The organism is Colwellia psychrerythraea (assembly GCF_000764225.1).
Lineage (GTDB): Bacteria > Pseudomonadota > Gammaproteobacteria > Enterobacterales > Alteromonadaceae > Colwellia > Colwellia psychrerythraea_D.
Map to the genome: position 1 here is coordinate 288,147 of NZ_JQED01000055.1, position 13,592 is coordinate 301,738.

Annotated in this window: 13 protein-coding genes; 8 read left to right on the forward strand and 5 right to left on the reverse strand. The window is 39.3% G+C overall.

Features of this window, described 5'->3' with window-relative positions; translation table 11 throughout:
- Positions 1-110: 110 nt before the first annotated feature.
- From ND2E_RS02530 to ND2E_RS02510, 5 genes are all read left to right on the forward strand, one after another.
- Positions 111-2,753: a family 20 glycosylhydrolase gene (locus tag ND2E_RS02530; protein WP_033095780.1), complete on the forward strand. Its 2,643-nt coding sequence runs from the start codon at positions 111-113 to the stop codon at positions 2,751-2,753.
- A 168-nt stretch (positions 2,754-2,921) separates the two neighbouring features.
- Positions 2,922-3,827, forward strand: coding sequence for an N-acetylglucosamine kinase (gene nagK / locus ND2E_RS02525; protein WP_033095547.1), 906 nt, complete (start codon positions 2,922-2,924; stop codon positions 3,825-3,827).
- A gap of 85 nt (positions 3,828-3,912) precedes the next feature.
- Entirely contained in the window at positions 3,913-5,043 is a 1,131-nt protein-coding gene (gene nagA / locus ND2E_RS02520) for an N-acetylglucosamine-6-phosphate deacetylase (protein ID WP_033095548.1), read from the forward strand.
- A gap of 100 nt (positions 5,044-5,143) precedes the next feature.
- Positions 5,144-6,451, forward strand: a complete 1,308-nt coding sequence (nagP, locus tag ND2E_RS02515; RefSeq protein WP_395858450.1) for an N-acetylglucosamine MFS transporter NagP — start codon at positions 5,144-5,146, stop codon at positions 6,449-6,451.
- A 304-nt stretch (positions 6,452-6,755) separates the two neighbouring features.
- Positions 6,756-6,971, forward strand: coding sequence for a TIGR02922 family protein (locus ND2E_RS02510; protein WP_033095549.1), 216 nt, complete (start codon positions 6,756-6,758; stop codon positions 6,969-6,971).
- Between the two features lie 157 nt (positions 6,972-7,128).
- On the opposite strand, the gene ccmE is transcribed toward ND2E_RS02510, so the two are convergent.
- From ccmE to ccmA, 5 genes are all read right to left on the reverse strand, one after another.
- Entirely contained in the window at positions 7,129-7,656 is a 528-nt protein-coding gene (ccmE, locus tag ND2E_RS02505; protein ID WP_033095550.1) for a cytochrome c maturation protein CcmE, read from the reverse strand.
- Positions 7,656-7,889, reverse strand: coding sequence for a heme exporter protein CcmD (gene ccmD, locus ND2E_RS02500; protein ID WP_033095551.1), 234 nt, complete (start codon positions 7,887-7,889; stop codon positions 7,656-7,658). Before ccmD ends, ccmE begins: the two co-directional genes overlap by 1 nt.
- A gap of 45 nt (positions 7,890-7,934) precedes the next feature.
- Complete coding sequence (locus ND2E_RS02495; RefSeq protein WP_033095552.1) at positions 7,935-8,681, reverse strand: heme ABC transporter permease; 747 nt, start codon at positions 8,679-8,681, stop codon at positions 7,935-7,937.
- Positions 8,681-9,334, reverse strand: a complete 654-nt coding sequence (gene ccmB, locus ND2E_RS0122020; protein WP_033095782.1) for a heme exporter protein CcmB — start codon at positions 9,332-9,334, stop codon at positions 8,681-8,683. The genes ND2E_RS02495 and ccmB overlap by 1 nt, the downstream gene beginning before the upstream one ends.
- 198 nt (positions 9,335-9,532) lie before the next feature.
- The gene (ccmA, locus tag ND2E_RS02490) at positions 9,533-10,192 is read right to left on the reverse strand and encodes a cytochrome c biogenesis heme-transporting ATPase CcmA (RefSeq protein ID WP_033095553.1); all 660 of its coding nucleotides are present in this window, start codon (positions 10,190-10,192) and stop codon (positions 9,533-9,535) included.
- Positions 10,193-10,527: 335 nt separating this feature from the next.
- Here ccmA and ND2E_RS02485 point away from each other — a divergent pair, with 335 nt between their 5' ends.
- From ND2E_RS02485 to ND2E_RS02475, 3 genes are read left to right on the forward strand one after another with little or no spacing between them, the layout of a single operon-like run.
- The gene (locus ND2E_RS02485) at positions 10,528-12,567 is read left to right on the forward strand and encodes a heme lyase CcmF/NrfE family subunit (RefSeq protein WP_033095783.1); all 2,040 of its coding nucleotides are present in this window, start codon (positions 10,528-10,530) and stop codon (positions 12,565-12,567) included.
- Between the two features lie 2 nt (positions 12,568-12,569).
- Entirely contained in the window at positions 12,570-13,118 is a 549-nt protein-coding gene (locus tag ND2E_RS02480) for a DsbE family thiol:disulfide interchange protein (RefSeq protein ID WP_033095554.1), read from the forward strand.
- Position 13,119: 1 nt separating this feature from the next.
- Entirely contained in the window at positions 13,120-13,587 is a 468-nt protein-coding gene (locus ND2E_RS02475) for a cytochrome c-type biogenesis protein (protein WP_052056960.1), read from the forward strand.
- Positions 13,588-13,592 lie beyond the last annotated feature (5 nt).

A 13,592-nucleotide genomic window follows, 5' to 3' on the forward strand; every position in this document is an offset into this window, starting at 1 on the left:
GATTTGACAGCGCTGTCAAAATTATGGATAGTGAGGGCATCAATAACATATTAAGCAACACAGTTTGTATTTGAAACTGTAAAAGGTCCTTTAACATGCACATTAGCAAGATGAATAAAATTAAGTGGGCATTTACAATTGCCGCTAGTTTATCTTTACTCGGTTGTGAAAAATATCCAGAACCAGCGGTTGATACGGGAGAAAAAATTAACTTACAGGCAATCTATTCAGTTACTCAGCGTGACATCGACAAGATAGCTCAGAATTTGGATGTAAATTATCGTGTCGTTACCAATATACCAACAGATAAATGCGACAGTAAAATAGCTGATGGTGCCTGCTTTGAAGTGGAGTTAAGTTTCACTGCGAAAAAAACAATTGCCGCAAAAGATTGGACCATTCATTTTAGTCAAATTTCGCCTATTCAGTCCTTTGAAAGTGACGATTTTACCGTAAAACACTTAAACGGTGACTTACATGTTATAAGTTTACAAGACAACTATTCTGGCTTTTCTGCAGGAGAAACAAAAAAGCTAACATTCCGTGCTATGTTTTGGTCACTGAGTGAGACTGATGCTTTACCAAACTATATTGTTAGTGCGCCGACTTTAGATGCGCGTGTAATTGAAAGTACAGTGCCCTACATCGATAAAGACACTGGTCTGGAAATACTACCCTATGTTGAACCGTTTACCGATGAAAAAACGCAATTTAAGCGCACAGCTTCAGACAAGACCCAGTGGTTAACGAGTGAAAAACTATATCAACGTAACTCTGTGCTTGTCGAAGATAAGTTGGCGGCTATTCAAGCCATTATTCCAACGCCTAAATCGGTTACCCTTGATATCAATGATGGTTTTGTCGACATAAGTAACGGCATCGCTATCTCTTTAGGTAATGTAAAGCATAGTGATGTCGATGCCGCTATTTCGCGTCTAGATCATTTAGGCGTTAAGCAAAGTACGGTCGGCTTACCGCTTCATTTAAGTATTGTACGTAATAAGGACAAGGTTATCGGCAGCTATCATTTAGCGGTAACCGAGAAAGAAATTACTATCGTCGGTGTTGATGGTAATGGTGTGTTCAATGGCCTGCAATCGCTAGCAAGTTTGGTGACTGTTGATGAATCGCGCATCCCGTTGATTGAAGTTGATGACGAACCACATTTTGCTTTTCGTGGCATGTTAGTCGATGTTGCTCGAAACTTCCATTCGAAAGAATTTATTCTAAAGCTGCTTGATCAAATGGCAGCATATAAGTTAAATAAACTGCATTTACACCTTGGTGATGATGAAGGCTGGCGTCTAGAAATCCCAAGTTTGCCTGAATTAATAGATATTGGTGCTAAGCGTTGCTTTGATGTGACTGAAGAGAACTGCTTGATTTCTCAGTTAGGCGCAGGTGTTGATGAAGATTCATCGGTCAGTGGTTATTACAGTGTTAGTGAGTATCATGAAATCTTGCAAGCGGCAACCGCTCGTCATATTCAAGTGATCCCTTCACTTGATATGCCTGGTCACTCTCGGGCATCGATTAAAGCGATGACGGCCCGCTATAAAAAATACATGGCATTGGAAGATGAAGCAAAAGCTAAACAATTTTTACTCGAAGATTTTGAAGATAATACGCAATATTCCTCGGTACAATTTTATAGCGATAACACCATAAATGCCTGCTTAGATTCATCTTATGATTTTGTTATCGAAGTGATGAGTCAGGTGAAAAAAATTCATGCAGATGCTGGCCAACCCCTGACGCGTTATCATATAGGTGCCGATGAAACAGCTGGAGCTTGGTTAGAATCGCCCGCCTGTAAAGCATTTGTTGCAAAAAATGACCAGGGCGTGACAAAGATGAGTGAACTAGGAGCTTATTTCATCGAACGCGTAGCTGGAATACTCTCTGAACTTGAGATTGAAACCGCCGGATGGAGTGATGGCATGGAACATACTCGAGTTGATAATATGCCGGCTATTGTTCAAGCTAATGCTTGGGATACCTTAGCTTGGGCAGGGCATGAGAAAGTACACCGATTAGCAAACAGAGATTGGCAAGTCGTCATTTCTAGCCCCGACGTTTTATACTTTGATTTCCCCCACGAAGCTGACCCAAAAGAACATGGCTACTATTGGGCCTCACGCCATACTAATACTGAGAAAGTATTTCAATTTATGCCTGAAAATTTACCCATTCATGCAGAGTTTTGGTTAGACAGAGAAGACAACGCTTATGTTGCCGATGATACGAAATCAGGCCTTGCACCAGGGAAAAAGTTTTTAGGGATTCAGGGACAGTTGTGGAGTGAAAATGTACGTACGGATGACATGGTTGAACATAAAGTTTTTCCGCGTTTATTAGCCCTTGCAGAACGCGCTTGGCATCTTGCAGATTGGGCAGTACCTTATAATTATCAAGGAGCAAAATATTCTCAACAAAGTAATATTTTTACTACTGAATTAAGGACCATGCGAGATAGCCAATGGGCTTTATTTGCCAATACGTTAGGGCAAAAAGAGTTTGCTAAACTTGAGCTTGCACAAATAGATTATCGTTTACCGACCGTAGGTGCGGTGATTCAAATGGGTAAGTTATACGCCAATATTGCCTTTCCTGGGCTGACAATTGAATATCAAATCAAAGGTGGAGAATGGCTTACTTATCAAACGCCTATTGCTGTTTCAGGTGAAGTAAGTCTTAGAAGTCGTAGCACTAATGGTTCGAGAACAAGCCGTATTACCCGAGTAAAGGAGTAATGCTAAAATTAGCTCGCTGATATATCCAATTTTATCAGCGAGTTAATTTACATCAGGTAACATTTTTTAAAAAAGTTGTAACTTTATTTAAAAAAACAAATGACAACGCTGTCATTTCTAGCTAAGATGAAAAAAACTAAAAGTTCGAGCAGTTAATATGGGGCCGGTATGCTGACAAGTAGTGACAAAAGCAATAAATTATTTTTAGGTATTGATGGTGGTGGTAGTAAATGTAAAGCCATTATTATGAATAAAGATAATGAAATACTTGGTACGGGCATTTCAGGTCCTGGCAATCCATTACATGGTTTTGAGCAGGCGACTAATTCAATAACAGAGTCGGCAAAATCAGCACTTGAAGATGCTGGTCTAGACAACATTGAATTAAACGAACTAGTGGCTGGCGTTGGCTTAGCTGGGGTTAATATTCCGGTGTTGTTTGATCAGATGGTTTCGTGGCAACACCCTTTTAAACAGATGCATCTAGCAACTGATTTATTAATTGCCTGTCTTGGCGCTCATGATGGTAAAGACGGTGCTGTAATTATCAGTGGAACGGGATCATGCGGTTTTACTTGTGTGGATGAGCAACACACGATTGTTGGCGCTCATGGTTTTCCTCATGGTGATAAAGGTAGTGGCGCTTGGTTTGGCTTGCAAGGGGTTAAACAGGTTTTATTATCACTTGATGGCTTAGTTCAGCCTACGTCGATGTCAGCAGTGCTGTTGAATAAACTTAATTGTAAAGATGATACTGATTTGGTTGAAGCGGTCGCTAGCCAAAAAGCAACTTTCTATGCACAGCAAGCTAACTTAGTATTTGATGCGGCAGAGGCTGGCGATAAAGTGGCGCTAGCTATTGTTACAGAAGGGGCGGAGTATATTAATAATATTGCCCGAACATTGTTAGTACAAAAGCCACCGCGCATGTCTATGCTGGGTGGACTAACGCCAAGACTCAAATTTTGGCTGGCTGATGACATTAATGATTTGTTATCAACACCATTAAATGCACCTGAAGTAGGTTCGGTAATTTTCGCTAGACAGCAGCAGGCTAAACAGCAAGTAGAGTAATGATTTTACAAATCAGATGCATTAACAAAATGTGCCACTTGCTATAATATCACCACTAATCGAACTTGATAACCTAGGACATTTCATGACACAAAAACGCTTTTATGCTAAACGACTTTTTGATGGGTATACTTTTTTCGATGATCAAGTATTAACCATAGTCGATGGTCAAATTATAGATATAGATCAAGATATTAGTAATAGTGATATTAGCGTTACCGGTTTAGTTGTTCCTGGTTATATTGATTTGCAAGTAAATGGTGGAGGTGGCGCATTATTTAATGATTCCCCCTCGGTTGATAATCTAAAAAAAATCATGTCTGCTCATGCAAAGTTTGGTACCACAGCCATGATGCCAACTTTAATTACCGATAAAGTTGAAGTAATGCAGCAAGCTGCAGACGCCATTGCTCAAGCGATAAATGAAGCTGTTCCCGGTATTGTCGGTATTCATTTTGAAGGGCCACATTTATCTGTTGAAAAAAAAGGTACTCATTGTGCCAACTATATTCGACCGATTTCTGATGCTGAATGGAAAATTCTATCTCGCCAAGATATTGGGCAAATTATTGTTACCCTTGCACCTGAAACTGTCAGTACCGAAGACATTAGTCGTATGGTTGAGTTAGATATTAAAGTTTGCCTAGGCCACACCAATGCCGATTATAAAACGACTCAACAAGCTATTAATGCAGGCGCGAGTGGTTTTACGCATTTATTTAATGCTATGTCACCATTACAAGGGCGCGAGCCGGGCGTTGTTGGCGCGGCGCTTTTAAATAACCATACTAGCTGTGGTTTGATTGTTGATGGTTTTCATGTTGATGACGCCAGTTGTAGATTAGCTATTCAAGCTAAGCCGCAAGGTAAAGTGTTTTTAGTCACAGATGCAATGCCGCCAGTTGGTACTGATCAAACCCAATTCGCTTTATACGATCGTACCGTGTATGTCGATAACGGTAAGCTTACGTCTACGACCGGTGAACTAGCTGGCTCTTCATTAGATATGGCAAGTGCGGTGAAAAATACCCATCAAAGGTTAGGGATTGAGTTAAGTGAATCTATTCGCATGGCCAGTTTATATCCTGCACAATATTTATACCAAAACCAAACGGTAATACGTGGTGAACTTACCCTAGGAAAACAAGCGGATATGCTGGTATTGAATGATGATTTATCTGTAAAAGAAACCTGGATTTCAGGTGAAAGAGTTTAGTTTACAAGTAACTTACTTTTTCTATTAAACCTGCACCATGAAGAGCAGAAACTACAAAACGATTTAAGCAATAATAATTACGCAAGTTAACGAGGAAATTATGGAAATGTCTTTAACACAAGAGAAAAAGCAGAGTAATGCTGTGCCCATGGTGATCGTTGCCGGGTTGTTTTTTATCCTAGGTTTTGCTACCTGGTTAAATGGCTCCTTAATGCCTTACTTGCAGCAAATTTTACAATTAACTCCATTTCAGGCATCGCTAATATTATTTTCTTTTTACATTGCGGTTACTTTTACCGCTTTACCTTCTGCGGCAATCATTCGAAAAGTGGGTTATAAAAATGGCATGGCGTTAGGTATGGGGACAATGATGCTTGCTGGTTTACTTTTTATACCGGCAGCTAAAACACAAATATTTCCTTTATTTTTATTAGCTCAGTTGGTTATGGGTACAGGACAAACCTTACTTCAAACAGCTGTCAATCCCTATGTAGTACGCATTGGCCCTGAAGAATCTGCCGCGGCACGTATTTCTATCATGGGCATCTTGAATAAAGGCGCGGGTGTTGTCGCTCCTATCGTTTTTACCGCATTAATTCTAAGCGGCTTTAGTGACACGGTAGGTACTGAGTTAAGCCAAGTTCAAATTGATGCAATGGCTGATAAGTTAATTTTACCTTATTTAGGTATGGCTTTGTTTATTGGTATTTTAGGTTTTGCAGTGAAAAAATCTCCTTTACCAGAACTTGCTAGTGAAGCTGAAGAGGGCGGAAACAGAGGGCACCTGAAAGAAGCGCTTGCTCATCCAAACTTGGCATTGGGTGTTGTAGCATTATTTTTATATGTTGCGGTAGAAGTTATTGCTGGAGATACCATTGGCGCTTTTGCGCTTGCATTAGGCGTTGAAAACTATAGTGTTATGACCTCTTATACTATGGGCTGTATGGTGTTAGGCTATATATTAGGTATCTTACTTATTCCTCGTTTCATCTCACAACAAACAGCCTTGATGGTTTCAGCTGTTTTAGGTTTGACACTTACGCTTGGTGTTGTCTTTGGAGATAATACTTCATTTGCGATCGCTAACTCATTGTCATTTATTCTAGGTGATGCGCCATTACCAGATACATTAATTTTGATAGCTTTTTTAGGGCTTGCTAACGCTATTGTTTGGCCAGCAGTTTTTCCATTAGCGCTCTCAGGTATGGGGAAATTAACCAGTGTAGGCTCTGCTCTGTTGGTGATGGGGATTTCTGGTGGTGCTTTTGGCCCATTATTTTGGAGTATTGCTAGTGGTACAAGCGGGCAGGCCATAGACCTTCAAGGTGGCTATATTGTTATGTTGCCATGTTATGCCTTCATTTTATTCTACGCTGTAAAAGGCTGCAAAATGAAGTCATGGAAATAAGTTAAATTAAGCGGTTATTTAAGCACAATTAAGAAAACCTCAAGACAGATCTATTTTAAAAAATCTAATTGAGGTTTTTTTATGTCATGAATTCAATGGTTTATTTTAATTGAATAGCGCCGGAATACTTGAATAATTGATGTTTAAAACATATTTCACTCAAGTGCTACAGTCTTGACCTACTGGTTTAACCATATTAGTATAACTTTACTGATTAAGGTCTGACCTCTTTTAATTAAATGGAATTGAGGGGAGTAATCAACTTAAGCAGAGTGATAAACAATATATTAAAAAGGATTTAATTATGTGTGAAGCTAAAAGGAAAGTAACGGTCATCTATTGTTGTGATAAAGATTTATCTATGTATCGCAAAACGCAGTGTTTTAGCTTGAATGCCTATGGAGATATGATTATTCCACAGAACTTTAAGCGTGGTAAAACCATAGTGGCAGTTTGTGACGGTGAAATAGATGTTATCAATAGTGTAGGTGATAAACTTGTGAACGAGTACTGGCATTAATAGTTATTGCAGGTCTTCAGCATAAATAAAAAGGTGACATGGTGTCACCTTTTTTGTGTCTATATTGATAAATAATCACTCTCTTCAATCAATGCCATGCCTTTAAGCCTTTCATTCTCAATGAGTGGAGAATAACTTAATGGGCTTGCTATTTATGTTAATTATCTTTGCTTTGTAACTGTTTATCACTGTAAGTAGCTTTATCGTGTTTTTGTCCTGCAGCCTCGGCTAATTCTGCTGGCATATAGTTTTCATCATGCTTAGCAAGTACTTCACTGGCTTCAATACTTAAGCCCGTTGGTGGATGTTCTGCCAACGTACCATTAGCAACAATGCCTTGTCCTTCACGAAAAAGATCAGGCAAGATGCCTTCGTAATAAACGGTTATCATCGGGTCGCTATCATTGAAAACAATAGGCATCGCCATGTCACTAAGTTTAAATGAAACCTTAAGGTTGTTTGGATCACGTTTGACAGAGCCGGGTACTACTAAACCACCGATACGAATACGCTGGCCAACGCTTGGTTTTAATCCCGTATCTTTTTTCCCTTGCGTGATTTCAGATGGAGTAAAAAATAAATCAATATTTTGACTTAAGGCATATAAAACAAGACCTGAAACTATACCTATACCTATAAGGATAGAGCCAACAATAGCAAGACGTTTTTTACGGCGTGGATTCATTATTCAGTTACCTCGTTTAATGCTTTATTTTGTTGCTTGCGAAGCGCTTTGGCTTGGCGAAGTTTATCTTCACGCTGCTTACGCTTAGCTATTTGTGTGATTATTTTCTGATGACCTGCTTTAGAGCTGATCAAGAGACATGCAAGTATCAAAGCGGCGGCGCCAAAAGAAAGCCAGACATAAAAGCCATACCCGCCCATATTGATGAATTCGCTAAAACTATTAAATTGCATTGAGTGCTCTCCAACTACCTTGCTAATTTTGTATTGTTACCGTAATTATTGACTTGAGTTATTTTTCACTAGTTCACGTACCCAAGGACGAATACTATTACGTGCTAGAATTTCATTACGAAAACGTAGACAAATAATCACGCCAACTAATAAGGAAAAGCCTATAAAGCAAAAGATGAAAGGCCATAACATATCAAGTGACATAGATGGTTTACCTAATTTACTTACCGTAGACCCTTGATGAAGAGTATTCCACCAGTCAACAGAGTACTTAATAATTGGAATATTGATCACACCGACAAGTGTTAAAATTCCGGCAGCTTTACCTGCTAAGTTTTTATCTTCAAAAGCGTTGTGTAAAGCAATGACACCTAAATATAAAAACAATAAAATAAGCTCTGAGGTCAATCGGGCATCCCAAATCCACCAAGTTCCCCACATGGGTTTACCCCAAGCAGCACCGGTAATAAGTGCAATTGCAGTAAAACTTGCGCCAACGGGTGCCATGGCTGCTGCAGAGGCGTCAGCTAGTTTTAATTGCCATACTAAGCTGCTAAACGCAGCTACTGCCATGGCAAAATAAATGCCCATTGATAAAGACGCTGCTGGTACATGGATATAGAAAATACGAAAGCTGTGTCCTTGCTGATAATCAGCCGGAGCAAACAATAATGCCCATACTAAGCCAATGCTAAGAAAGATTGCCGATAAGACACTTAACCAAGGTAATAACTTATTCGTAAAGTGATAAGACACTTCAGGGTTTGCATAAGGGTGTAACCATTTCCACATCAGTTGGTACTCACTTTTAGGGCGGCCCCAACAGCAAAGGGGGCGAGCGTTAAAGATCCAAAAAATAATGCGGCGATTATAGCAAGTTGACCGCTGTAAGGTAAGCCAAGCGCGGCAGTATCTATCGCGCTGGTGGCAAAAATTAGAACAGGAATGTAAAGAGGTAAAACAAGTAAGCTCAACAATACACCACCTTTTTTAATCCCCACGGTAAGTGCAACGCCAACTGCACCTAGTAGGCTAAGTACCGGTGTACCCAGTAATAAAGTCAGTAATAATGCGGTGTAACTGTTTTCGTCCAAATGCAGTAGCACTGCCAACAGTGGTGCGATTAAAATCAGCGGTAAGCCGGTAATTAACCAATGAGCAAATATTTTAGCTAAGACCAAAATAAAAATGGGGTGTGGGCTTAGTAGCATTTGTTCAAGTGAACCATCATGGTGATCGGATTTAAATAATCGGTCCAATGATAAAAGAGTGGCCAATAATGCTGCTACCCAAATAATTCCCGGAGCAATACGGCTTAACGTTTGAGCTTCGGGGCCAATACCTAAAGGAAAAAGCGTTACCACAATAACAAAAAATAATAATGGATTAATCATGTCATCTTTATGGCGCATAGCTATAGTGAGATCACGTTTTAATACCAACATAAAGGCATGACGATAAGAAAGCGGCTGTAATGGCTGTGCACTGCTAATTAGAGGGCTACTATCATTAGCAGTACTCTCTATTAGCGCTTCATCGATCAATATCTTATCGATTTTGCCTACGATATTTTCAGTCTCATGAGTTGACTGGGCTTTTAAGGTCATAGGATTCTGTCTCTAACGCTCTTATATAAATGCATATTAATCAAGAGCACTATCATAGCTGTAATCTAAAGTGATTTTTTTGATTTGTTCAGGTTTAATGCTAATTAAATCTTGGTGAGTCGTTAAAATAACACAACCACCACGCTGAGCATGAAGGGTAAATAGCTGTTCTAAGCTCGCCACACCTTGCTTATCAATAGCGGTAAAGGGCTCATCTAATATCCAAATAGGCACCGTGCTCTGGTATAAGCGTGCTAAGGCAATACGTCTATGCTGGCCAGCACTTAAATGTGATGCCAGACTATCTTCAAAGCCAGAAAGGTTGACTTTGGCTAAATTCGCTAAAGAATCTTCAGTATTGTAACCATGTAGTGCCAAGTTAAAATCAAGGTTTTCTTCAGCGGTCATCTCACCTTTTACGCCAGATAAATGCCCGAAGTAAAGTAAATTTTGATGGAATTCTTCTCGACAACGACTAATTAGCTGTTCTTTATAGAATATTTTTCCATCGTAGGGTTGAGAAAGACCTGATAAAATACGTAATAGACTGGTTTTCCCTGAGCCATTAGGACCTTCAACTTGCACAATATCACCGGGATTGATTTGAAGTGATAATTCATCAAATAACAAGCGTTCTTCTCGGATGCATGTCAGTTTTTTAGCACTGATCAAAGGGGTTGCGTTTTTTTTGGACAATGTATTCACTATTCTTTTTCAACGTTTTGTTAAAGTCTATTACATCAAGCTAGGAGACTGAATTCTAGCGTATGTTTGTCGAGTAATTCTTGATATGGATCGTATAATCACTTTGGGTGATATAATACCATAGCCGACATTAACATAGCCCAAGAAACTTGTAACATTATGAAACAACTTGAGTCGTTAATTTACATTAATATTTGAATCTATAAAATGTTAGTATGACGCGATAATTTTTAGCCTAATTAGTATTGTTTACTAATTACTCATGGTTAATAGTTTTTTGAAGTAAAGCGGAGAACCCAATGATACCCGATATGGTAGCAACACAAATGCCTGAGCTTATACCTGAACTTGGTCACTTAGCCCTTATAATTGCTTTAGCATTTGCTATTTGCTTAGCGATAATCCCATTAATAGGTGTTCATAGCCCTGAGCAGAGTTCTTTAAAGAAACTCATGACTTATGCTAGACCACTGACTTACGGTATGTTCTTTTTCACTGGTATCAGCATTGTTATTCTTGCTTACAGTTTTGTCGTAGACGATTTTTCCATTAAGTATATCGCTAGTCATTCTAATACTCATTTACCCTATTATTTTAAAATTAGTGCTGTTTGGGGGGGACATGAAGGCTCATTATTATTGTGGGTATTTTCATTAACTGCTTGGACAGCTGCTGTTGCGCGTTATTCTAAAGATATTGATGAAGAGTTTGTCTCTCGTGTGTTAGCCGTCATGGGCATGATTGCTATCGGATTTATTGCTTTTACTTTGCTAACTTCTAATCCATTTGATCGCTTGTGGCCGAATGTGCCAATGGAAGGACGTGATTTGAATCCATTGCTACAAGATGTTGGTTTAATCATTCATCCGCCATTGTTATATTTGGGTTATGTTGGTTTCGCTGTTGCTTTTGCTTTTGCTGTGGCCGCTTTGATGGCTGGAAAAATGGATGCTGCCTGGGCCCGTTGGTCTCGTCCTTGGACGGTAGGCGCATGGATGTTCTTAACTATGGGTATCGCATTAGGCAGCTGGTGGGCATACTATGAACTTGGTTGGGGCGGCTGGTGGTTCTGGGATCCTGTGGAAAATGCATCCTTTATGCCTTGGCTTGTTGGTACAGCACTAATACATTCTTTAGCTGTGACTGAAAAGCGTGGCACTTTTAGAAACTGGACAATTTTACTGGCAATATTTGCTTTTGGTTTGAGCTTATTAGGTACATTTCTAGTACGTTCAGGGGTGATTACTTCGGTGCATTCATTTGCTGCAGATCCTTCTCGCGGTATCTTTATACTTATGATCCTTGCTATTGCGATAGGTGGCTCTTTAACGCTATACGCTTTTAGAGCAAGCACAGTAGCGAGTTTTTCACGCTTTGCCTTTTATTCACGTGAAACGGCGCTACTTTTGTGTAACGTTATTTTGGTTGTTGCAGCAGTTACCGTACTGTTAGGTACATTATATCCATTATTAGTTGATGCTTTAGGTTACGGAAAAATCTCAGTTGGTCCGCCGTACTTTAATGCTGTCTTTGTTCCTATCATGAGTATTTTATTTATCATTATGGGAATAGGGCCTTTAATCCGTTGGAAAAAGGCGAAACAAGGCGAATTACGTAAGCGATTATTAAGCCCTTCAGTTTTTAGTATTGCTTTTGGTTTATTATTTCCAGTGATCTACGGTGGAGAGTTTAATGCCTTAGTTGCCATGGGAATAGCATTAGCAACTTGGGTTTTCTTAGTGGTTGTCAAAGAAGTTGTAAACCAATATCAACTAGCCGGAAAATTAACGACAAGTCATTTAGGTATGGCAACAGCCCACGCGGGTATTGCTATCACGATTGTTGGTGTAACAATCGTTTCAATGTATGAAAGCGAAACTAATGTCAAAATGGAATTAAATGAAAAAGTAATTATTTCAGGTTACGAAATAGAGTTTAAGGGCATTAAGCATGTTGAAGGACCAAATTATAGTGCAGAGCAAGGCCAATTAAATATTTATAAGGTTACGGGTCCTAACGAAAGTGAGTTTGTTAGCTTACTCAAGCCAGAACGACGCTCTTATCGTGTACAAACCATGGGCATGACTGAAGCAGGAATTGATCCTGGTTTGTTCCGCGACGTATATGTTGCTTTAGGTGACCCATTACCAGAAGGAGCATGGGCTATTCGAGTACATTACAAACCATTTGTTCGTTGGATATGGTTAGGGGCAATTTTCATGAGTGTAGGTGGTATTATGTCAATGCTTGATAAGCGTTATCGCCGTAGAAAATCAGTCGTTGCTAGCTCGCCTGTCATTGCTGATTCACTGACAAGTGTCGTGGCTGCTACGCCAACAAATACAGCAAAAGTATCGGAGACATAATTATGGGTAAGCTAATTCGTTTTTTACCCTTGGTATTAGTCATTGCATTAGGTGTCGTGTTATATCGTGGTTTATCACTTAATCCACAAGACATGCCGTCGGCACTTGTTGGTAAGACTATGCCAGCCTTTTCACTGCAATCACTTAATAATAGTGAAAAAATGGTCACTCAGGCAGATCTCCTTGGTGATATTGTTCTGATTAATGTATGGGCTACTTGGTGTCCAACGTGTAAATATGAGCATCCTTATTTAGTTGATATTGCCAAAGACCCGCAAGTTAAGTTATATGGTTTGAATTACAAAGATAATCGTGATGGTGCAATGCAATGGTTGCAAAATTATGAAGATCCTTATGTGTTTTCTATTTTTGATGAAGAAGGCACTTTAGGCTTAGATCTTGGGGTTTATGGCGCTCCAGAAACGTTTGTCATTGACCATCATGGTATTATCCGTAAACGTTTTGCTGGTGCAATCGATACACGCGTTTGGCGTCGTGAATTTGAGCCATTAATTGCTCAGCTAGTTGAAGAAAAAAAGCAGGGGAAATAACATGCGTTTACTCAGTCTATTTATAGCTACTTTGATATTTTCCTTGAGTGCGAATATCGTTGCTGCAAGTCCTGTAGATACTTATGAATTTGATGATGAAGTGACAAAAATTCGCTTTCAAGCACTAAGTAAAGAGTTACGATGTCCTAAATGTCAAAACCAAAATTTAGCGGATTCAAATTCACCTATTGCAGCCGATTTACGCAGAGAGCTTTATGAGTTATTGCAACAAGGTAAAGCGGACAGTGAAATTGTTGATTTCATGGTAGATCGTTATGGTGAATTTGTTTTATATCGCCCAAGAGTTTCTGAATTGACTTACGTTTTATGGTTTGGTCCAGCAGTGTTGATTTTGTTAGGGATTATAATAGTCATTGTGATTGTTCGCAGAAAACCTGTCGACAAAAAAAACTTGTCTCTATCATCAGAACAGCAAGAGAAGCTTAAAAACTTAACAAACGATAAATAGGTATA

Excerpts from the sequence above, each read along its gene's own strand:
- ccmB (WP_033095782.1), bottom strand. The coding sequence starts at position 9,334 with ATGTTGGTATTAAAACGTGATCTCACTATAGCTATGCGCCATAAAGAT.
- ND2E_RS02510 (WP_033095549.1), top strand. The coding sequence starts at position 6,756 with ATGTGTGAAGCTAAAAGGAAAGTAACGGTCATCTATTGTTGTGATAAA.
- ND2E_RS02485 (WP_033095783.1), top strand. The coding sequence starts at position 10,528 with ATGCCTGAGCTTATACCTGAACTTGGTCACTTAGCCCTTATAATTGCT.
- ND2E_RS02475 (WP_052056960.1), top strand. The coding sequence starts at position 13,120 with ATGCGTTTACTCAGTCTATTTATAGCTACTTTGATATTTTCCTTGAGT.
- nagP (WP_395858450.1), top strand. The coding sequence starts at position 5,144 with ATGGAAATGTCTTTAACACAAGAGAAAAAGCAGAGTAATGCTGTGCCC.
- ND2E_RS02530 (WP_033095780.1), top strand. The coding sequence starts at position 111 with ATGAATAAAATTAAGTGGGCATTTACAATTGCCGCTAGTTTATCTTTA.
- ND2E_RS02495 (WP_033095552.1), bottom strand. The coding sequence starts at position 8,681 with ATGTGGAAATGGTTACACCCTTATGCAAACCCTGAAGTGTCTTATCAC.
- ccmD (WP_033095551.1), bottom strand. The coding sequence starts at position 7,889 with ATGCAATTTAATAGTTTTAGCGAATTCATCAATATGGGCGGGTATGGC.
- ND2E_RS02480 (WP_033095554.1), top strand. The coding sequence starts at position 12,570 with ATGGGTAAGCTAATTCGTTTTTTACCCTTGGTATTAGTCATTGCATTA.
- nagA (WP_033095548.1), top strand. The coding sequence starts at position 3,913 with ATGACACAAAAACGCTTTTATGCTAAACGACTTTTTGATGGGTATACT.
- nagK (WP_033095547.1), top strand. The coding sequence starts at position 2,922 with ATGCTGACAAGTAGTGACAAAAGCAATAAATTATTTTTAGGTATTGAT.
- ccmE (WP_033095550.1), bottom strand. The coding sequence starts at position 7,656 with ATGAATCCACGCCGTAAAAAACGTCTTGCTATTGTTGGCTCTATCCTT.